Here is a 19,952-nt window from a genome sequence, read left to right as displayed (position 1 = left end):
CAATCAAGCATCCGGACCGAGGGTGAGGTGCGCTAGGGTCGCCGGGGATACGGAGAACGGAGGCCGCGGATGTCCCGGGACGCCCGCTGGAAGGCGCTGCTGGAACTGCTCGTGGAGCGCGGCCGGCTGGAGGTCGAGGAGGCCGCGGCCGAGCTGGAGGTGTCGGCGGCCACGATCCGCCGGGACCTCGACCAGCTCGCCGAGCAGCAGATGCTGGTCCGCACCCGGGGCGGGGCGGTGGTGCACGGGGTGTCGTACGAGCTGCCCTTGCGCTACAAGACGGCCCGCCGCGCCTCGGAGAAGCAGCGGATCGCCAAGGCGGTGGCGGATCTCGTGGCGCCGGGCGAGGCGGTGGGGCTGACCGGCGGCACGACCACCACGGAGGTGGCCCGCGCGCTCGCCGTGCGCGGCGATCTGGGCACCGGCTCACCCGCCCTGACCGTGGTCACCAACGCGCTGAACATCGCCAACGAGCTGGCGGTGCGGCCCCAGTTCAAGATCGTGGTGACCGGCGGGGTCGCGCGCCCTCAGTCGTACGAGCTCATCGGCCCGCTCGCGGACGGGGTGCTGGGCCAGATCACGCTCGACGTGGCGGTGCTCGGCGTGGTCGCGTTCGACGTCACGCACGGCGCGGCGGCGCACGACGAGGCGGAGGCCGCGATCAACCGGCTGCTGTGCGAACGCGCCGAGCGGGTGGTGGTGGCCGCCGACTCCAGCAAGCTGGGCCGGCGGGCCTTCGCCCGGATCTGCACGGCGGAACAGGTGGACACGCTCGTCACGGACACGGCGGTCGCCGAGGACACCGTGCACCGCTTCGAGGAGGCGGGTATCCGGGTCCTGGCGGTGTGACGCCCGGCGCCGGGGCGCGCCGGACCGCGCGTCGCCCACCGGACGCCGCCGGCGGCCCCGGGCTCAGTAGCCGCTGCGGTCGGCCTTCACGAATCCGGCGCCGCGCTGGTCGTTGCAGCCGGACACCGCCCGCCCCTCCGGGTCCGGCCAGGACTGCCGTGCCTGCAGCGCCACGCTGACCAGGGTCAGCAGCAGATCGACGTCGCTGGCCGCGTCGAGCCGGAGGGTGACCCACGGGGAGCCCGGCACGATGCGGACCGCGCCCGAGGCCTTCAGATCCTTGGCGAACCGCTGGATGGCCCGGCCGGTCAGCCGCAGGTCGACGTCCCGGTCGGAGTGGAAGTGAACGATCTCACCCTCGGCCGAGTCGACCGCCTCTCCCGTGCCACAGCTCGGGACGGCTCGTCTCAGGTCCGGCCAGGTCGCCAATTGCGCGAGCGCGCGCGAGGCCAACGTCATGAGGCCATCATGTCTTGCTCACCCCTCGGCAACCAGCCGGTGCGCAAGCATTAACCGACCTGTATCCGCTCCGGTTTCCGGGGTCCGGACGCCCGCGCGCACACGGACCACCCCTCAACTCGGCCTGTCGCACCCGGACGGGATGCACCCGGGCCGGCAAGTCCGCGCAGCTCGGCGGCACTTCGCGGCCCGTCCTCCACCCGCCGGGCCGTGCGGCCCCCGGCCCGTGCCGGGCGCGAAGGCCGCGCGAGCCGCGAGCAGGGCGCATCGTCACCGTCGGAGCCCGCGGCCGGCGCCGGTCCCGGCCCCGCCGGACACATGCCCGAGGCAACCGTCGACTCTTGCGTCAGCTCGGCGCCCGCCCGTAGCCTGCATTTGTGCCGCAAATAAACAAAACCCGAACGCACAGCGTCGTGCCGGGTCACGGGCTCACGCGTCTCCGCGCCGCGATCACGGCCTTCTTCGCCCTGGACGGCTTCATCTTCGCCGGGTGGGTCGTCCGCATCCCCGACATCAAGGAACAGACGCACGCCTCCGCCGGCACCCTCGGGCTCGCCCTGCTCGGGGTCTCCGCGGGGGCCGTCCTCACCATGACCATGACCGGCCGGTTGTGCCGGCGTCACGGAAGCCACCTGGTGACCGTGGTGTGCATGACCGTGCTCGCCCTGAGCGTCGCGCTGCCGCCGCTCACTCACTCCGCGCCGGCGCTGGGTGCCGTCCTGCTGCTCTTCGGGGCGGCCTACGGCGGGGTCAATGTGGCGTTCAACAGCGCCGCCGTCGACCTGGTGGCCGCTCTGCGCAGACCGATCATGCCCAGCTTCCACGCGGCCTTCAGCCTCGGCGGGATGATCGGCGCCGGCCTCGGCGGACTGGTGGCCGGCGCCCTCTCCCCCACTCGGCACCTGCTGGGCATCACCCTGCTCGGACTGCTGGTCACCGCCGTCGCCGGGCGCACCCTCCTGCGGCACGAGGCGCCGGTGCCGCCGGAGCGCGGGAACCCGGAACCCGGGAGCGGCGCGCGGCGGCCGGACGGCAGGACACGCGTCGTGGTCGTCGTCCTCGGGCTGATCGCCCTGTGCACCGCCTACGGCGAGGGCGCCATGGCCGACTGGGGCGCCCTGCACCTCCAGCAGGACCTAGCGGCGTCCGCCGGCACGGCGGCCGCCGGTTACTCGCTCTTCGCGCTCTCCATGACCATCGGGCGTCTGACCGGGACGGCCCTGCTGGAACGCCTCGGGCGGGCCCGTACGGTGGTCGCCGGCGGCACCACGGCGGCCGCCGGCATGCTGCTCGGCTCGCTCGCGCCCTCCGTCTGGGCGGCGCTGCTCGGCTTCGCCGTCACCGGCCTCGGTCTCGCCAACCTCTTCCCGGTCGCGGTGGAACGGGCCGGCGCGCTGGCCGGCCCGTCCGGTGTGGCGATCGCCTCCACCCTGGGCTACGGCGGCATGCTCCTCGGGCCGCCCGCGATCGGCTTCATGGCCGAGTGGCTCTCCCTGCCCGCCGCGCTGACCAGTGTGGCCGCCCTGGCCGCCGTCGCCGCGGCCATCGGGGCGACGACACGGCGGAAGCTGAGCGGCTGAGCCCTGCGGCGCCGGGTGGACGCCGGGGCGCGCGGGCGCCGTTCGCCCCGCCCCAGGGGCCCGCGGGCAGGGAAAACCGGTTCCTTCGAGCGCGCTCCATCCGGCAGACTCGCCGCCATGGAGACTGCCGAGTTGCTGGATGCGCTGGACCGGGAGGGCCGGCTGCTGGCCGCGGCCGCCGAGTCGGCGGGCACGGACGCCAAGGTGCCGACGTGCCCGGGGTGGCAGGTGCGGGACCTGCTGCGGCACACGGGCACCGTGCATCGGTGGGCCGCCGCGATCGTCGCCGACGGGCACACCGCCCCGCGCCCCCTCCCTGACGGCCCGGACCTGGACGGGGCCGAACTGGTGGCCTGGTACCGGGACAGCCACCGCCGGCTGGTCGAGACGCTGGCCGGCGCTCCGGCCGACCTGGACTGCTGGACCTTCCATCCGGCGCCGAATCCGTCGCCGCTGACGTTCTGGACCCGCCGGCAGGCTCACGAGACGGCCGTCCACCGGTACGACGCAGAGGCGGCGCGGGGCGGGCCGGCCTCCCCGGTGGCCGCCGGATTCGCCGCGGACGGTGTCGACGAACTGCTGCGCGGCTTCCACGCCCGGGCCCGGAGCCGGGTCCGCACCGAGCGGCCGCGCGTGCTGCGGGTGCGTGCGGTGGACGCGGGCCCGGACGCCGCGTGGACCGTACGGCTGTCCGACCAACCGCCGGTGACCTCACGGGACGCGGACGGAGAGGCGGAGGCCGAGCTGACCGGAACGGCCGAGCAGTTGTACCTGGCGCTGTGGAACCGGGTGCCGGTGCCGGAGGTGACGGGCGACCGCGCGCTCGCCGCGCTGTGGCGGGAGACGTCCGGTATCTGACGGCTCGTCAGCCCGATTCGGCCAGCATACGGCCGAGCACCGCGCGCTGCACCGGCCGCACCTCGTCGTGCAGCGCGCGCCCCTTCGCCGTGAGGGCCACGCGGACTCCGCGCCGGTCCTCCTCACACATGGCCCGGCACACCAGGCCGTCCTTCTCCAGACGGCCTATCAGGCGGGACAGCGCGCTCTGGCTGAGATGGACCCGCTCGGAGATCTCCTGCACGCGGTAGGCGCAGCCGCCGTCCGCCGCCGCGCCCTCGGCGAGCACGTCGAGCACCTCGAAGTCGCTGGCGCACAGGCCGTGTCCGTGCAGGGCCCGGTCCAGCTCGCACTGGGTGCGGGCATGCAGGGACAGGATGTCCCGCCACTGCTCCACGAGCGCGTGCTCGGCGTTCTTCCCCGTCATGGGCGCACCGTAGCAGAGAATCGCGATTGTTGCATCGTAATTAAATGCGCTTGCATTCGATGCGTGCGCATGTAGTCTCGCCGCATGACCTCTCCGCTCACCACCCCCGCCGCCGAGGGACGCTGGACTCCCCGGCTGTGGGGCACCCTGCTGGTGCTGTGCGCCGCGATGTTCCTGGACGCGCTCGACGTGTCCATGGTCGGCGTCGCGCTGCCGTCCATCGGCGCCGATCTCCATCTGTCCACGTCGACGCTGCAATGGCTCGTCAGCGGCTACATCCTGGGGTACGGCGGGCTGCTCCTGCTCGGCGGCCGCACCGCCGACCTGCTGGGCCGGCGCCGGGTGTTCCTGGTGGCGCTCGGCGTCTTCGCGCTGGCCTCGCTGCTCGGCGGGCTGGTCGACTCCGGTCCGCTGCTGATCGCCAGCCGCTTCGTCAAGGGGCTGAGCGCGGCCTTCACGGCGCCGGCGGGCCTGTCCATCATCACCACGACATTCCCCCAGGGACCGCTGCGCAACCGCGCGCTCTCCATCTACACCACCTGCGCAGCCACCGGGTTCTCCATGGGCCTGGTCCTCTCCGGCCTGCTCACCGAGGCCAGCTGGCGCCTCACCATGCTGCTGCCCGCGCCGATCGCGGTGATCGCCCTCCTCGCCGGTATCCGGCTGCTGCCCCGCAGCGCCCGCGAGGAGAATCACGGTGGCTACGACATCCCGGGCGCCGTCCTCGGCACCGCGTCGATGCTGCTGCTGGTCTTCACCGTGGTCCAGGCACCGGAGGCCGGCTGGGCCTCGGCCCGCACGCTGCTGTCCTTCGCCGCCGTCGTCTTCCTGCTGACCGCGTTCGTCCTCGTCGAGCGGCGCTCGCCGAGCCCGCTGATCCGGCTCGGTGTGCTGCGCTCGGGCAGCCAGGTCCGGGCCCAGCTCGGCGCGGTGGCCTTCTTCGGCTCCTACGTCGGCTTCCAGTTCCTGACGACCCTCTACATGCAGTCCCTGCTCGGCTGGTCGGCGCTGCACACGGCGCTCGCCTTCCTGCCGGCGGGCGCGCTGGTGGCGGTCTCCTCGACGAAGGTCGGCGCGATCGTCGACCGGTTCGGCACCCCGCGGCTGATCGCGACCGGCTTCGCCCTGATGGTCGCCGGGTACGCGCTGTTCCTGCGTGTCGACCTGGACCCGGTCTACGCGGCCGTGATCCTGCCGTCGATGCTGCTGATCGGCGCGGCCTGCGCGCTGGTCTTCCCCTCGCTCAACATCCAGGCCACCAACGGTGTCGAGGACCACGAGCAGGGCATGGTCTCCGGGCTGCTCAACACCTCGGTGCAGGTGGGCGGCGCGATCTTCCTGGCGGTCGTGACCGCCGTGGTGACCGCGGCCGCACCGGCCGCCCCCACCCCGCAGGGCGTCCTCGACAGCTACCGGCCGGGCTTCATGGTGGTCACCGGAATCGCCGCGGCCGGACTGCTGATGACGCTCACCGGAATGCGCGGCCGCCGGAGCCTGCCGTCGGTCGTCGTCGCCCGGTCCACCGTGGAGGAGGCGCTCGCGGAACGCGTGCCGGTCCGCGACTAGGGGAAGCGCCTCAGGGCGTGCGTCCGGCGGGAGTCGTCTCCCGCCGGACGCGCGCCGACGCGGACCGGGCTCGGACTTCAGCCCAGCCAGCCCGGCCGGACCAGCCCCGACTCATAGGCGAGGACGACGAGTTGGGCGCGGTCACGGGCGCCCAGTTTCACCATGGTGCGGCTCACATGGGTCTTGGCGGTGAGCGGGCTGACCACCAGCCTGCGGGCGATCTCGTCGTTGGACAGGCCGATGCCGACCAGCGCCATCACCTCCCGTTCCCGTTCGGTGAGCCGGGCGAGGCCGCCGGCGGCCGCGGGCTCCTTGGAGCGGGCCGCGAACTCGGCGATGAGGCGGCGGGTGACGCCCGGGGAGAGCAGCGCGTCACCCTTGACCACCGCCCGCACCGCGCGCAGCAGTTCGTCCGGCTCGGTGTCCTTCACCAGGAAGCCGGAGGCGCCCGAGCGGATCGCCTCGAAGACGTACTCGTCGAGTTCGAAGGTGGTGAGCATGACCACCTTCACCTCGGTCAGCTCCGCGTCCCCGGTGATGCGCCGGGTCGCGGCGAGCCCGTCCAGCAGGGGCATGCGGATGTCCATCAGCACGACGTCGGGCCGCAGTTCGCGTACCCGGCGCAGGGCCTCCGCACCGTCCGCCGCCTCGCCGGCCACCTCGATGTCCGGCTGCGCGTCGAGCAGCGCCCTGAAACCGGCCCGCACGAGCGACTGGTCGTCGGCGAGCAGTACCCGGATCACTGGTCCTCCCGGGTGCGCGAGGGCAGTACCGCGAGCACCCGGAAACCGCCGTCGGGGCGGGGGCCCGCCTCGATGGTGCCACCGAGCGCGGCCGCCCTCTCCCGCATGCCGGCCAGCCCGTTGCCGCTGCCGCCGGCGTCGGCTCCGGTGGGCGGCCCGTCGTCGTCCACCCGCAGCCGCAGCTCGCCGCCGTCGTACTCGAAGCGCACCCGGGCCCGCCGGGAGCCGGAGTGCCGTACGACGTTGGTCAGGGCCTCCTGCACGATGCGGAAGCCCGCGAGGTCGGCGCCGGGCGGCAGTCGCGGCGGCTCGCCCTCGACCTCGACGCTCAGGCCGGCGGCCGCCGCCTGGTCGGTCAGCTCCGCAAGCCGGTCCAGGCCCGGGGCGGGGGCGCGCGGGGCGGCGCCCGGGGCCCGCAGGGTGTCGAGGACCTGGCGCACCTCGCCGAGCGCCTCCTTGCTGGCCGCCTTGATGGTGGTGAGCGCCGCGCGGGCCTGTTCGGGATCGCTGTCCAGCAGCGCGAGGCCGGCGCCGGCCTGGACGTTGATGACGGAGATGCTGTGCGCGAGCACGTCGTGCAGTTCGCGGGCGATCCGCAGCCGTTCCGCGTCCGCGCGCCGCTGGGCGGCCTGGGCGCGTTCCGCGCGTTCCCGCGCCCACTGCTCGCGCCGCACCCGCGCCAGTTCGCACACCGCGGCGACGGCCAGCAGCCAGGTGGTGACGACGATCTCCTGGCCCACACCGCCCGCCCCGTCGCCGGCCGGCGGCAGCCACTGGTAGAGCCAGAGCGTGATCAGCGCGTGCCCCGCCCACAGCAGCCCGAGGGCCGCCCAGGCGGCCCGCCGGTGCCCGGCGGCGACGGCGCTGAAGCAGCCGACCACGACGGTCAGGAGAACCGGACCGTAGGGGTAGCCGGCGCCGGTGTAGAGCAGGACCGCCGTGGCCGTGCCGAAGGCGACGGCGACCGGACGGCGCCGCCGCCACAGCAGCAGTACCGAGGCCGCGAGCAGCAGTACGCGCGCGTACCCGTCCAGCGGTACGCGCTGCGGCTGCCCGTGCGCGCCGAAGTTCGTGCCGACGAGGACGAAGACGGTGATCAGGGCGGTCGAACGCCACGGCAGCCGGTCATGGTGCGGCTCCCGGTCTCCGGCCCGGCCCCACCCCGCGGGCCCGTGCCGCCACCGGTGCGAGGGAGCGACTCCGCGCTGCTCTTCCATGCCCGCCACGCTAGACGCCCACCATGCCCGCAGCCGTCAGCCGGACGTGGTGGTCGCGGCTACTCCCCGGGGAGTACACACGACCGCCGACCGGAGCACCGGCGGGCCGGGCGGGGTCGTGCGGGCCGCGTCACCACGCACCCGGGCCGGACGGGCACACACCCAGGTCCTACGGGCCGGGTCCGCGGAACCACCGGTGCGCCGGCGCACATCAGGTACCGGCCGTCAGGCCCACGCTTCCGGCCAGTCGCGTCACCGCGTGGCGGAAGAAGGCTTCGCGGTCCTCGATCACCCGGTTGAACTGCCCGAACACCTCGAAGCCGACCAGTCCGAACAGTTCGGCCCAGGCCGCCACCAGGGCCGCCGCCGCCTCGGGGGGCAGGTCGGGCGCGAGGTCGGCCGCCAGCCGCTCGGCCTCGGGGCGCAGTTCGGCGGTCAGGGGCAGCTCGGTGAGGCCGCTGGTGCCGTGCGCGTCGCGGACGATGCCGATGAGCAGCAGTCCGACGCGCGCGGCGGCGGGAACGGTGGTCTGCGGTGCGGCGTAGCCGGGCACCGGTGAGCCGTAGATCAGCGCGTACTCGTGCGTATGGGCGAGGGCCCACACGCGTACCGCCTCGCACACCGCCGTCCACTGCCGCACGGGGTCCGCGTCGGGCGCCGCCGCTCGGGCGGCCTCGGCCGCCGCGCCGAGGGAGTCGTAGGCGTCGATGATCAGCGCGGTCAGCAGGTCGTCCCGGCTGGGGAAGTAGCGGTACAGCGCGGAGGAGACCATTCCCAGTTCGCGGGCGACGGCCCGCAGCGAGAGCCTGGCCGCGCCCTCCTGCGCGAGCTGTCTGCGCGCCGCGTCCTTGATGGCCGCGGTCACTTCGATCCTGGCTCGCGCGCGGGCGCCCTGTGCGGTGCTCATGGCAGCAGTGTGCCACGCGGACGGAGCAGTGCACACAAACGAGAGCATCGAACAAAAAAGAGAGCATCGCTCTTGCTTCGGAGCACCCGCCTGTCCCACACTGGAGTCAACCGAGAGCACTGCTCTCCCGAACCGTGGGGGTCACCATGTCGTCGTCTTCTTCGCCGTACTACCTCAAGGGCAGCCCGCTGAACGTCCGCCTCAACGGGGTCATCGGCTGGCTCGCGCGGCACGGGATCAGCCTCGCGGGAAGCGCCGAGATGTCCGTGCGCGGCCGCAAGAGCGGGCAGATGCAGCGCATTCCGGTCAACCCGCACAGCTACGAGGGCGCGCGGTACCTCGTCTCGGCTCGCGGCCACTCCCAATGGGTGCGCAACATGCGGGTCGCCGGCGGCGGTGAGCTGCGGGTGGGGCGCAAAATGCGCCCGTTCACCGCGCAGGAGCTCCCCGACGCCGAGAAGCTCCCGATCCTGCGGACCTATCTGGAGAAGTGGGGCTGGGAGGTCAACCAGTACTTCCAGGGTGTGACGGCCAAGTCCTCCGACGAGGAAATCCTCGCGGCGGCCGGCGACCACCCCGTCTTCCGGATCACCGTCACGGAGTGACGGTGTCCTCCGCGGCGGCGGGGGCCGCGCCCCGGGCCCGGTCGAACGCGGTCAGGGCGCGCTGGGCGAGCGGATGGGAACGGACCAGCTCGCCCAGGGACGTCGAGCCCTGCGTGATCTCCTTGAACGCCTTCCACGCGGGACGGAAGCCGGTGAGCACCGCGTGGAAGACGCCGGGGCGGCGCTCGAACGCGGCCAGCATCCGCTTGCCGACGCTCATCTCGACGCCGAGCCCCGCCTTGATCGCGAACGCGTAGTTCAGCGCCTGGCGGCGGGTGTCCACGGCGTCGTGCGCCTCGGCGATCCGGACGGCCCACTCCCCGGCCAGCCGGCCCGAGCGCAGCGCGAAGGAGATGCCCTCCCGGGTCCACGGCTCCAGCAGCCCCGCCGCGTCACCGCAGACCAGCACCCGGCCGCGGGAGAGCGGCGAGTCGTCGGCGCGGCAGCGCGTCAGGTGCCCGGAGGAGATGCTCGGCTCGAAGCCGGCCAGTCCGAGCCGGGCGATGAAGTCCTCCAGGTACCGCTTGGTGGCGGCGCCCTCGCCGCGCGCCGAGATCACACCGACCGTCAGCGTGTCGCCCTTGGGGAAGACCCAGCCGTAACTGCCCGGCATGGGGCCCCAGTCGATGAGCACGCGCCCCTTCCAGTCCTCGGCGACCGTCTCCGGGACCGGGATCTCCGCCTCCAGGCCGAGGTCGACCTGGTCCAGCTTCACGCCGACGTGCGCGCCTATGCGGCTGGCGCTGCCGTCGGCGCCGACGACCGCGCGGGCCAGCACGGTCTCACCGCCGTGCAGCACCACGGCGACGGTGCGCCGGTCGGGCACCGTCGAGCCGTGCTGCTCGACCCGCTGGACGGCGACGCCGGTGCGCAGCTCGGCGCCCGCCTTCTGGGCGTGCTCGACGAGCTGCTGGTCGAACTCGGGCCGGTTGATCAGCCCGAACAGCATCTGCCGGGAGCGGCGGGTGCGGGTGAAGCGGCCGTTGTGGGAGAAGGTCACCGCGTGCACGCGGTCCTGGAACGGCAGCTCGAAGCCGGGCGGCAGCGCGTCACGGGACGGGCCGATGATGCCGCCGCCGCACGTCTTGTAGCGCGGCAGCTCGGCTTTCTCCAGCAACAGGACGCGCCGCCCCGCGACCGCCGCCGCGTAGGCCGCCGAGGCCCCCGCGGGTCCCGCGCCCACCACGACGACGTCCCATACCCGCTGCACGTCGTCCGCCGAAGAGTTCTCGCCGCTCACGATGGTCTACTGCTCCGATCAAGCCGCTGCCGCACCTGTCCCCCGCATCCTACGGCGACGATCACGGCGGGCCGCTGTGGGAGGATCGGTGTACTCACCCGGTACAACGTCGCACCCACGAGGAGCGTGCCCATGTCGTCGAATCCGGTCGCCGAGACCGTCGCCTCGCTGCTGCCCAGGGCCAAGGCGGAGCTGGCCGAACTGGTCGCCTTCAAGTCGGTGGCCGACTTCGCGCAGTTCCCGAGGAGCGAGAGCGAGGGCGCCGCGAACTGGATCGCGGACGCGCTGCGCGCCGAGGGATTCGTGGACGTGGCGCTGCTGGACACCCCGGACGGCACGCAGTCGGTGTACGGCTTCCTGCCGGGCCCGGAGGGCGCAAAAACGGTTCTGCTCTACGCCCACTACGACGTCCAGCCGCCGCTGGACGAGGCCGGCTGGACCACCCCGCCGTTCGAGCTGACCGAGCGGAACGGCCGCTGGTACGGCCGCGGCAGCGCCGACTGCAAGGGCGGCGTGATCATGCACCTGCTCGCGCTGCGCGCGCTGAAGGCCAACGGCGGCGTCCCGGTGAACGTCAAGGTGATCGTCGAGGGCTCGGAGGAGCAGGGCACGGGCGGTCTTGAGCGGTACGCCGAGCAGCACCCCGAGCTGCTGCTCGCGGACACGATCGTGATCGGCGACGCCGGCAACTTCCGGGTCGGCCTGCCCACGGTCACCACCACCCTGCGCGGCATGACCATGGTCCGGGTCCAGGTCGACACCCTCGCCGGCAACCTGCACTCGGGCCAGTTCGGCGGCGCCGCCCCGGACGCGCTCGGCGCGCTGATCCGGGTCCTGGACTCGCTGCGCGCCGAGGACGGCTCGACCACCGTGGACGGGCTCGACTCCAGCGCGCGGTGGGAAGGCCTCGAGTACACCGAGGAGCAGTTCCGCAAGGACGCCAGGGTGCTGGACGGCGTGGGCCTGATCGGTGACGGCTCGGTCGCGGACCGCATCTGGGCCCGCCCGGCGGTCACCGTCCTCGGCATCGACTGCCCGCCGGTCGTGGGCGCCACCCCGTCGGTACAGGCCGGCGCCCGGGCGCTGATCAGCCTGCGGGTGCCGCCGGGCGTGGACGCGGCCGGGGCGACCAAGCTGCTGCAGGCGCACATCGAGGCGCACACCCCGTGGGGCGCCCGGGTCACCACCGAGCAGATCGGCCAGGGCCAGGCCTTCCGCGCCGACACCTCCAGCCCGGCCTACCGGGCGATGGCCGACGCGATGACGGTCGCCTACCCGGGCGAGGCGATGAGCTACGCCGGCCAGGGCGGCTCCATTCCGCTGTGCAACACCCTCGCCGGTCTCTACCCGCAGGCGGAGATCCTGCTGATCGGCCTGAGCGAGCCCGAGGCGCAGATCCACGCGGTCAACGAGAGCGTGTCCCCCGAGGAGCTGGAGCGGCTGTCGGTCGCCGAGGCGCTGTTCCTGACCAACTACGCGGCGGGCTGAACCCTTCTGCCCGCGGCAGAGCGCCCTCGCCACCGGGCGGGGGCGCCGCCTACGTTCGGCGGATGGACGTGCTGGAACTGCTCCCCCGCCTGCATCTGCTGCGCTTCCCGGTCGGCCAGGCCTATCTCTGGCGCGACGGCGACGAGCTGTCGCTGATCGACGCGGGGGCGATCGGCTCGGGCCGCGCGATCGCCGGAGCGATCACGGCACTGGGCCGCGCCCCCGGGGACGTACGGCGGATCGTGCTGACCCATTTCCACGAGGACCACGCCGGCGGGGCGGGCGAGTTCGCCACGCTGAGCGGCGCCGAGGTGCTCGCGCACCAGCTGGACGCGCCGTTCGTGCTCGGTGAACGCCCGGGTCCGCCCCCGCGGTTCGAGGACTGGGAGCTGCCGGTCCACGCGGAGGCGGCACGGCACCTGCCCGGGGGCCAGCCCCGGCGGCCCCGGCATGTCACGGCGCTGTCCGACGGCGCGGTGCTCGGCTTCGGCGGCGGCGCGCGGGTGCTGCACGTCCCCGGGCACACGGACGGCAGCATCGCCCTCTTCGTTCCCGACGAGGGCGTGCTGTTCACGGGCGACACGGTGGCCGCCTCGCCGGTCGACGGATCGGTCATGCCGGGCGTGTTCAACCTCGACCGCCCTCGCCTGATGCGATCCCTGCGCCGGTTGGCCGCGCTCGATGCCGAACTGGCGTGCTTCGGCCACGGCGAACCGGTGCTGGGCGGTGCGTCGGCCGCTCTGAGGAGAGCGGCCGACGGCGGACCGTCCACCGGCTGACGGCAAGGGCGGCAGGGCGGCGCGGAGCCGTCAGGCCGCCCGGCCCACGACCGGTACGCCGGCCTCCAGGTAGAGGGCGGTCCCCCGCTGCCGGGCCCGGAGCGCCCAGCGCAGCCGTTCGTAGCGCACCGGCGGCAGCATGCCGGCGGCCTCCTGCTCGGTCGCGAAGCGCCAGCCGCGCAGCTCGGGACCCGGCAGCAGCACCCGCGCCGCCTCGGCGGAGTCCAGCGTGCCCCCGTCGAAGAGCAGGCGCAGTCCGCCGTAGCCGGGCGGCACCGGCCGTTCCCAGTCCACGACCAGCAGCCGGGGCACCTCCCGCAGCCGTATCCCGGTCTCCTCGGCCACCTCGCGCATCCCGGCCCGGGCGGGGGCCTCACCGCGCTCGACCACACCGCCGGGGAATTCCCAGCCTGGTTTGTAGGTGGGGTCGACGAGCAGCACCCGGTCCTGCTCGTCGAAGAGCAGCACACCGGCGGCGAGGGTCTCGGCGGTGGGCTCGGGGGTCTGCACGATGTCGACGGGCGGCACGGCACCGCTGCCCACGGCGTCGGCGATGCGGACGGCGGTCTCGTACGGGGTGAGGCCGCTGGAGTCCACCAGGTGGGCGTCGGCGGTGAGCCAGGAGGCGAGGGCGGCGCGGTAGGGCTCGAGGTGGTCGTACGCCCACTGCCGCTGCCGTGTCTCGCCGTCCGGCGGGACGTCGCGCCCGGCGATACGCGCCCGCAGGATCGTTTCGGCCGGGGTGAGCAGCAGATGCCGTACGGGTATCCGGCGTGCGGCGAGACCGCCGAAGATCTCGTCGCGGTACTCCTGGCGCAGCAGGGTCATGGGAACGACGAGCGTGCCGCCCAGTTCCGCGAGCATCGCGGCCGCCGTGTCGATCACGAGCCGGCGCCAGATCGGCAGGTCCTGGAAGTCGCCGACCTCGGCGAGGCGCTTGGGCGGCAGCAGGTGCGGGAGTGCCGCGCCGATGACCTCGGGGTCGAAGAGCGTGCTGTTCGGGATCAGTTCGATCAGTTCCCGTGCGGTCGTTGTCTTCCCCGCACCGAACGCGCCGTTGATCCAGACGACGGTCACGGACTCCCCCTCTGCTGTTGGCCCCCTGTGGCTTGCCCGCTCCACCCTGCCACGGAAACCACGTCCAGTTGAGGGCGCGCATACGCCAGTGCCGGTGCCTCCCGTGAGGGTGACACCGGCACTTTCACCGGGGGTCCGGGGCTACTTCTTGCCCCGCGCGTCCTCCGCGACGGCGAGGGTGGCCTGGCTGACCAGGTGGTCGACGTCGCCGAGGGTGTTGGAGAGCTTGAAGTCGCGGACGGGCTCCTGGTCCGCGGCGTGGGACGGGGTGACGGCGGCCACGACGAATCCGGTGGCGAGGGAGGCGATGGCGAGCATGCTGCGCTTCTTCATGCCCTGATCAACTGCCGAACCCTCCGCGGGGTCACGCGGATGACGCGGATTCGCCCCCGCCGGCCCGGCGGCGGTCCGGCACCGGGGCCGTGAACGCTGCCGGCCGGGCGTTCAGACCCCCGCCGCCGTCGTGTCCGGACGGCGGGACAGCGCGGCCGCGGCGGCGCCGACCAGGCCCGCGTCCGTGCCCATCTGGGCCGGGGTGACCGTCAGCCGCTGGACGAAGGAGAGGGTCGCGTAGTCGGTGAGCGCCTTGCGCAGGGGCGTCAAGAGGATGTCGCCGGCCTTGCCGACGCCCCCGCCGATCACGGCGATGTCGATCTCCACCAGGGTCGCGGTGGCCGCGATCCCGGCGGCCAGGGCCTGCGCGGCCCGTTCGAAGGAGGCCACGGCCACCGGATCGCCCGCCCGGGCGGCGGCGGCCACCGCCGCGGCGGAGGTGTCCCCGTCGGGGCCCGGCAGCCAGCCCCGCTCCAGGGCCCGGCGGGCGATGTTGGGGCCGCTGGCGATGCGCTCGACGCAGCCGCGGGCGCCGCACGGGCACGGGTCTCCGTCGAGATCGACGCTGATGTGCCCGATGTGCCCGGCGTTGCCGGTCGGGCCGGGATGCAGCCGGCCGCCCAGCACCAGGCCGCCGCCGACGCCCGTCGAGACGACCATGCACAGCGCGTTGTCGTGGCCGCGGGCGGCGCCCTGCCAGTGCTCCGCCGCGGTGATGGCCACCCCGTCGCCGATCAGCTCCACCGGCAGCCCGCCGGTGACCGCGCCTACCCGCTCGACCAGCGGGAAGTCACGCCAGCCCGGCACGTTCACCGGGCTCACGGTGCCCGCCGAGGCGTCCACCGGGCCCGCGCTGCCGATGCCGACCGAGCCGGCCCGCTCCCACAGAGGGGAGGCGGCGAGATCGCCGAGCACTCCCTCGACGGCCCGCATGACCGTTTCTCCGTCCTGCTGGGCGGGGGTCGCGCGCTGGGCACGGGCCTGGATCCGTCCGTGACCGTCCACCAGCGCGCCGGCGATCTTGGTGCCGCCGATGTCGAGGGCCGCCACGAGGTCGGTGTACATCAGAGTCAGATCTCCCCGTTGATGCTCGAAAACCAAACAGACGCGGGCCGGTCAGGCGGTGGGGGCGCGGGCCGGAGACAGCGGTGAACAGTCTCTCCGCTTCTGACAACGTTGTCCAGGCTCTATGCTCGACGCCACATCCTCATACAAACCATCGAACGCCGCAGCCGCCCTTCCCAGAATTCCACGGACACAGGACAGGACACCGCATCGTGCCCGAGACCACCCGCCGCGCAGACCGCCTCACCGGGAACCGTTACGGCAACCGCCCGACGATGAAGGACGTGGCGGCCCGGGCCGGGGTGGGCCTGAAGACGGTGTCCCGGGTGGTCAACGGCGAGCCCGGCGTCACCCCGGACACCGAGCGCCGGGTGCAGGAGGCGATCGAGGCGCTCGGCTTCCGCCGCAACGACAGCGCGCGGGTGCTGCGCAAGGGCCGGACCGCCAGCATCGGCCTGATCCTGGAGGATCTCGCGGACCCCTTCTACGGCCCCCTCAGCCGCGCGGTCGAAGAGGTGGCCCGCGCCCACGGCGCCCTGCTGATCAACGGCTCCAGCGCGGAGGACCCCGGACGTGAGCAGGAGCTGGCGCTGGCACTGTGCGCGCGGCGGGTGGACGGCCTGGTGATCATCCCGGCCGGCGACGACCACCGCTATCTGGAGCCGGAGCTGCGGGCTGGCGTGGCCACCGTGTTCGTGGACCGGCCCGCCGGGAAGATCGACGCCGACGTCGTCCTGTCCGACAACCACGGGGGCGCCCGTGACGGCGTGGCCCACCTGATCGCGCACGGCCACCGCCGGATCGGCTTCATCGGCGACATGCCCCGCATCCATACCGCCGCGGAGCGACTGCGCGGCTACCGGGCCGCCATGGAGGACGCCGGGATACCCGTCGAGGACGCCTGGATGTCCCTCGGCGCGACGGATCCGGAGCGGGTGCGCCGGGCGGCCGAGGAGATGCTCTCCGGCCCCTCCCCCGTCACCGCCATCTTCACCGGCAACAACCGGGTGACGGTCACCGTGATCCGGGTCCTCGCCGGGCGGTCCCGTCCGGTCGCCCTCGTCGGGTTCGACGACATCGAGCTGGCCGACCTGCTCCAGCCGGGCGTGACGGTGGTCGCCCAGGACGCGGCCGCTCTCGGCCGGACCGCCGCCGAGCGCCTCTTCCGCCAGCTCGACGGCACCCTCGTCGCGCCGGAGCGCATCGAGCTGCCGACGCGGCTGATCACCCGCGGCTCCGGCGAACTGCCGCCCGCCGGCTGAGCCGGGGCGAGGCGGCGCCGCCGGCGCGGCGCCCCGCTACGTGGCGGAGGCCGTGAGGTCGCCGCGGCGGGGCATCGCGAAGCCCTCGAGGTCGGCCCGGGTCAGTCCGCTCAGCCGGGCCACCTCCGCGACGTCCAGGGCCCCGCAGTCCAGGCCGCGCAGCAGGTAGCCGCTGAGGGCCTTGGCGGTGGCGGGCTCGTCCATGACGTCGCCGCCGGCCCGGTTGGCGTAGCGGGCGAGGCGGCCCGCCGCCTGCTCGAAGCCCTCGCGGTAGAAGGCGAAGACGGCGGCGTAGCGGGTCGGGATGTGGCCGGGGTGCATGTCCCAGCCCTGGTAGTAGGCGCGGGCCAGGGCGCGGCGGGTGAGGCCGTAGTGCAGGCGCCAGGCGTCGTGGACCTTCTCGGCCGGGCCGACCGGGAGCACGTTGGTGGAGCCGTCCGAGACCCGTACGCCGGTGCCCGCGGCCGCGACCTGCATCACCGCCTTGGCGTGGTCGGCGGCGGGATGGTCGCTCGCCTGGTGGGCGGCGGAGACCCCGAGGCAGGCGCTGTAGTCGAAGGTGCCGTAGTGCAGTCCGGTGGCGCGGCCCCCGGCGGCCTGGATCATGCGGGCGACGGTGGCGGTGCCGTCGGCGGCGAGGATGGACTGACTGGTCTCGATCTGGATCTCGAAGCCGAGCCGCCCGGCCGGCAGTCCGTGGGCCGTCTCGAAGGCCTCCAGCAGACGCGCGAACGCGCCGACCTGCTCGGCGTACGTCACCTTCGGCAGGGTCAGCACGAGTCCGCCGGGAAGTCCGCCGGCCTCCATCAGGCCGGTGAGGAAGACGTCGAGAGTGCGGATGCCCCGGTCGCGCACGGCGGCCTCCATGCACTTCATGCGGATGCCCATATAGGGGGCCGCCGTGCCGTCGCGGTACGCCTCGGCGATCAGACGGGCCGCGCGCGCGGCGGTCTCGTCCTCCTCGGCGTCCGGGCGGGGGCCGTAGCCGTCCTCGAAGTCGACGCGCAGGTCCTCCACGGGTTCGCGCTCCAGCTTGGCCCGGACGCGCGAGTACACCGGCTCCGCCAGGTCGTCGGAGAGGCCCAGCACCGCGGCGAAGGAGGCGGCGTCGGAGGCGTGTTCGTCGAGCGCCGCGAGGGCCCGGTCGCCCCACGAACGGATGGTGCCGGCGTCGAAGGCGTCGCCGGGTACGTACACCGTGTGGACGGGCTGCCGGGTGCCGGGGTCGCCCGGGTAGCGGCGCGCAAGCTCCGCGTCGACCGGCGCGAGGGAGGCGCTGATCTCCTCGCTGACGGCACCCGCGAGGCTCGTGGCCACCTTCTCCTGCTGACCCATCCCACACCCTCCAAGTTTTCCGCTCTACGGAATCAACAATCCGTTGAACGAAGTTATCCGGGGTGCTTCCCGCCGGTCAACACCCAGGAAGGCCGGCCGGCACCGGTCCGGATGTGTCCAGCATGCGCCGAGGCCCCCGTGACCGTGCCGGTCACAGGGGCCTCGTGGAGCGAGGGGAAAACTCAGCCCTTGCGGGCCTTGACCTCGTCGGTCAGCTGCGGGACGACGTCGAAGAGGTCGCCGACCACGCCGTAGTCGACCAGGTCGAAGATCGGGGCCTCGGCGTCCTTGTTGACGGCCACGATCGTCTTCGAGGTCTGCATACCGGCGCGGTGCTGGATCGCGCCGGAGATGCCGTTGGCGATGTAGAGCTGCGGCGAGACCGACTTGCCGGTCTGGCCGACCTGGTTGGTGTGCGGGTACCAGCCCGCGTCCACCGCGGCGCGCGAGGCGCCGACGGCCGCGCCGAGGGAGTCGGCGAGCGCCTCGATGATCGAGAAGTTCTCGGCGCCGTTGACGCCACGGCCGCCGGAGACCACGATCGCGGCCTCGGTCAGCTCCGGGCGGCCCGTCGACTCACGCGGCGTACGGCCGGTGACCTTGGTGCCGGTGGCCTTCTCGGAGAAGGACACGCTCAGGGCCTCGACCGCGCCGGCGGCCGGGGCGGCCTCCACGGCGGCCGAGTTCGGCTTGACCGTGATGACCGGGGTGCCCTTGGAGACACGGGACTTGGTGGTGAAGGACGCGGCGAACACCGACTGGGTGGCCACCGGGCCCTCGTCGCCGGCCTCGAGGTCGACGGCGTCGGTGATGATGCCGGAGCCGATGCGCAGCGCCAGACGGGCGGCGATCTCCTTGCCCTCGGCGGAGGACGGGACCAGCACCGCGGCCGGGGAGACGGCCTCGTGGGCGGCCTGCAGGGCGTCCACCTTCGGCACGACCAGGTACTCGGCGTACTCGGACGCGTCGTGGGTGAGGACCTTCACGGCGCCGTGCTCGGCGAGCGTGGCGGCGGTGTCGGCGGCGCCGTTGCCCAGCGCGACGGCGACGGGCTCGCCGATGCGGCGGGCCAGGGTCAGCAGCTCGAGGGTGGGCTTGCGGACGGCACCGTCCACGTGGTCGACGTAGACGAGGACTTCAGCCATGGGATTGCTCTCCTGCGTAACGAAGTTGAGGGGCGGTCAGCGGGTGCGAGCCCTTAGATGAACTTCTGGCTCGCGAGGTACTCGGCGAGCTGCTTGCCGCCCTCGCCCTCGTCCTTGACGATGGTGCCGGCCGTGCGGGCCGGACGCTCGTTCGCGGCCTCGACCTTGGTCCAGGCACCCTCCAGGCCGACTTCCTCGGCCTCGATGTCCAGGTCGGACAGGTCCCAGGACTCCACCGGCTTCTTCTTGGCCGCCATGATGCCCTTGAAGGACGGGTAGCGCGCCTCGCCCGACTGGTCGGTGACGGACACGACGGCCGGCAGGGAGGCCTCGAGCTGCTCGCTGGCGGCGTCGCCGTCGCGGCGGCCCTTGACCGTGCCGTCCTCGACCGAGACCTCGGAGAGCAGGGTGACCTGCGGGACTCCGAGACGCTCGGCGACCAGCGCCGGGACGACACCCATGGTGCCGTCGGTGGAGGCCATGCCGGAGATCACCAGGTCGTAACCGGCCTTCTCGATGGCCTTGGCCAGCACCAGCGAGGTGCCGATGGCGTCGGTGCCGTGCAGGTCGTCGTCCTCGACGTGGATGGCCTTGTCGGCACCCATCGACAGGGCCTTGCGGAGCGCGTCCTTGGCGTCCTCGGGGCCGATGGTCAGCACGGTGACCTCGGCGTCGTCCGCGTCCTCCGCGATCTGCAGCGCCTGCTCCACCGCGTACTCGTCCAGCTCGGAGAGCAGACCGTCCACGTCGTCGCGGTCGACGGTCAGGTCATCGGCGAAGTGCCGGTCGCCAGTGGCGTCGGGCACGTACTTCACAGTGACAACGATCCTCAAGCTCACGCCGGCTCTCCTACTGCATCGTCATTTCCGGGCTGCCTCTTGGAGGCAGCATAGGCGCCTCAAGCGGCCGATTCCGGTCGGGGCGTCCGCGCGCTCCGACCGAAATATTACTCGTCAGTACACCCAGTTCCTGCCCGCTAAGCAAGCGCTTTGAACTGTGACCTTCGCAACGCAGCGTAACCGGAAATCGACGTCCACG

At 73.3% G+C, this 19,952-nt stretch carries 20 protein-coding genes; 8 read left to right on the top strand and 12 right to left on the bottom strand.

Translation table 11 applies throughout. The annotated features are described in order from the left end of the window. The first annotated feature begins 69 nt into the window (after positions 1–69). Positions 70–849: a DeoR/GlpR family DNA-binding transcription regulator gene (locus AB0924_RS28860; protein WP_366912929.1), complete on the top strand. Its 780-nt coding sequence runs from the start codon at positions 70–72 to the stop codon at positions 847–849. A 63-nt stretch (positions 850–912) separates the two neighbouring features. Here AB0924_RS28860 and AB0924_RS28855 read toward each other — a convergent pair whose 3' ends face one another. Then, positions 913–1,308, bottom strand: a complete 396-nt coding sequence (locus tag AB0924_RS28855) for a luciferase family protein (protein WP_358929211.1) — start codon at positions 1,306–1,308, stop codon at positions 913–915. Between the two features lie 413 nt (positions 1,309–1,721). Between AB0924_RS28855 and AB0924_RS28850 the strand changes: the two genes are divergently transcribed. Further along, positions 1,722–2,888: an MFS transporter gene (locus tag AB0924_RS28850; protein WP_358929209.1), complete on the top strand. Its 1,167-nt coding sequence runs from the start codon at positions 1,722–1,724 to the stop codon at positions 2,886–2,888. A gap of 117 nt (positions 2,889–3,005) precedes the next feature. Next, complete coding sequence (locus tag AB0924_RS28845) at positions 3,006–3,746, top strand: maleylpyruvate isomerase family mycothiol-dependent enzyme (protein WP_358929207.1); 741 nt, start codon at positions 3,006–3,008, stop codon at positions 3,744–3,746. 7 nt (positions 3,747–3,753) lie between these two features. Here the strand turns inward: AB0924_RS28845 and AB0924_RS28840 are convergent, their stop codons facing one another. Continuing rightward, complete coding sequence (locus AB0924_RS28840; protein ID WP_358929205.1) at positions 3,754–4,152, bottom strand: MarR family transcriptional regulator; 399 nt, start codon at positions 4,150–4,152, stop codon at positions 3,754–3,756. 84 nt (positions 4,153–4,236) lie between these two features. Here AB0924_RS28840 and AB0924_RS28835 point away from each other — a divergent pair, with 84 nt between their 5' ends. Continuing rightward, positions 4,237–5,718, top strand: coding sequence for an MFS transporter (locus tag AB0924_RS28835; RefSeq protein WP_366912928.1), 1,482 nt, complete (start codon positions 4,237–4,239; stop codon positions 5,716–5,718). Positions 5,719–5,795: 77 nt separating this feature from the next. Here the strand turns inward: AB0924_RS28835 and AB0924_RS28830 are convergent, their stop codons facing one another. The 3 genes from AB0924_RS28830 to AB0924_RS28820 all read right to left on the bottom strand — a co-directional run bounded on the left by AB0924_RS28830 (position 5,796) and on the right by AB0924_RS28820 (position 8,585). Then, positions 5,796–6,461: a response regulator transcription factor gene (locus tag AB0924_RS28830; RefSeq protein WP_358929201.1), complete on the bottom strand. Its 666-nt coding sequence runs from the start codon at positions 6,459–6,461 to the stop codon at positions 5,796–5,798. Then, positions 6,458–7,678 (bottom strand): sensor histidine kinase, encoded by a 1,221-nt coding sequence (locus tag AB0924_RS28825; protein ID WP_366912927.1) that lies wholly within the window; start codon positions 7,676–7,678, stop codon positions 6,458–6,460. The genes AB0924_RS28830 and AB0924_RS28825 overlap by 4 nt, the downstream gene beginning before the upstream one ends. Before the next feature lie 211 nt (positions 7,679–7,889). After that, positions 7,890–8,585 carry a TetR/AcrR family transcriptional regulator gene (locus AB0924_RS28820; protein ID WP_366912926.1) on the bottom strand — a complete coding sequence of 232 codons (696 nt, stop codon included), beginning with the start codon at positions 8,583–8,585 and terminating at the stop codon, positions 7,890–7,892. A gap of 146 nt (positions 8,586–8,731) precedes the next feature. Here AB0924_RS28820 and AB0924_RS28815 point away from each other — a divergent pair, with 146 nt between their 5' ends. Then, positions 8,732–9,190, top strand: a complete 459-nt coding sequence (locus tag AB0924_RS28815; protein WP_358929195.1) for a nitroreductase/quinone reductase family protein — start codon at positions 8,732–8,734, stop codon at positions 9,188–9,190. On the opposite strand, the gene AB0924_RS28810 is transcribed toward AB0924_RS28815, so the two are convergent. Further along, a complete protein-coding gene (locus AB0924_RS28810; protein WP_366912925.1) occupies positions 9,180–10,430 on the bottom strand; it encodes a geranylgeranyl reductase family protein in 1,251 nt (416 codons plus the stop codon). The genes AB0924_RS28815 and AB0924_RS28810 overlap by 11 nt on opposite strands. Before the next feature lie 132 nt (positions 10,431–10,562). Between AB0924_RS28810 and AB0924_RS28805 the strand changes: the two genes are divergently transcribed. Together AB0924_RS28805 and AB0924_RS28800 are read left to right on the top strand one after the other, a co-directional pair. Beyond that, complete coding sequence (locus AB0924_RS28805) at positions 10,563–11,918, top strand: dipeptidase (RefSeq protein ID WP_358929191.1); 1,356 nt, start codon at positions 10,563–10,565, stop codon at positions 11,916–11,918. A gap of 62 nt (positions 11,919–11,980) precedes the next feature. Continuing rightward, the gene (locus tag AB0924_RS28800) at positions 11,981–12,697 is read left to right on the top strand and encodes an MBL fold metallo-hydrolase (RefSeq protein WP_358929189.1); all 717 of its coding nucleotides are present in this window, start codon (positions 11,981–11,983) and stop codon (positions 12,695–12,697) included. A gap of 30 nt (positions 12,698–12,727) precedes the next feature. On the opposite strand, the gene AB0924_RS28795 is transcribed toward AB0924_RS28800, so the two are convergent. The 3 genes from AB0924_RS28795 to AB0924_RS28785 form a co-directional block, all read right to left on the bottom strand. Continuing rightward, positions 12,728–13,774, bottom strand: coding sequence for an NUDIX domain-containing protein (locus AB0924_RS28795; RefSeq protein WP_366912924.1), 1,047 nt, complete (start codon positions 13,772–13,774; stop codon positions 12,728–12,730). Positions 13,775–13,915: 141 nt separating this feature from the next. Then, positions 13,916–14,107 carry a hypothetical protein gene (locus tag AB0924_RS28790; RefSeq protein WP_358929185.1) on the bottom strand — a complete coding sequence of 64 codons (192 nt, stop codon included), beginning with the start codon at positions 14,105–14,107 and terminating at the stop codon, positions 13,916–13,918. A 111-nt stretch (positions 14,108–14,218) separates the two neighbouring features. Then, positions 14,219–15,172, bottom strand: a complete 954-nt coding sequence (locus AB0924_RS28785) for an ROK family protein (RefSeq protein WP_366912923.1) — start codon at positions 15,170–15,172, stop codon at positions 14,219–14,221. 212 nt (positions 15,173–15,384) lie between these two features. Here AB0924_RS28785 and AB0924_RS28780 point away from each other — a divergent pair, with 212 nt between their 5' ends. After that, complete coding sequence (locus tag AB0924_RS28780; protein ID WP_358929181.1) at positions 15,385–16,434, top strand: LacI family DNA-binding transcriptional regulator; 1,050 nt, start codon at positions 15,385–15,387, stop codon at positions 16,432–16,434. A gap of 36 nt (positions 16,435–16,470) precedes the next feature. Here the strand turns inward: AB0924_RS28780 and AB0924_RS28775 are convergent, their stop codons facing one another. From AB0924_RS28775 to AB0924_RS28765, 3 genes are all read right to left on the bottom strand, one after another. Continuing rightward, the gene (locus AB0924_RS28775) at positions 16,471–17,769 is read right to left on the bottom strand and encodes an aldolase (protein ID WP_366912922.1); all 1,299 of its coding nucleotides are present in this window, start codon (positions 17,767–17,769) and stop codon (positions 16,471–16,473) included. 182 nt (positions 17,770–17,951) lie between these two features. After that, entirely contained in the window at positions 17,952–18,914 is a 963-nt protein-coding gene (locus AB0924_RS28770; RefSeq protein ID WP_358929177.1) for an electron transfer flavoprotein subunit alpha/FixB family protein, read from the bottom strand. 53 nt (positions 18,915–18,967) lie between these two features. Beyond that, positions 18,968–19,753 (bottom strand): electron transfer flavoprotein subunit beta/FixA family protein, encoded by a 786-nt coding sequence (locus AB0924_RS28765; protein WP_358929175.1) that lies wholly within the window; start codon positions 19,751–19,753, stop codon positions 18,968–18,970. Positions 19,754–19,952: the final 199 nt, after the last annotated feature.

The organism is Streptomyces sp. NPDC047869 (genome assembly GCF_040704065.1).
In the GTDB taxonomy this organism is placed as follows: domain Bacteria; phylum Actinomycetota; class Actinomycetes; order Streptomycetales; family Streptomycetaceae; genus Streptomyces.
The sequence above is the reverse complement of the archived record's forward strand: the minus strand, read 5'-3'. Positions and strand labels throughout refer to the sequence as shown.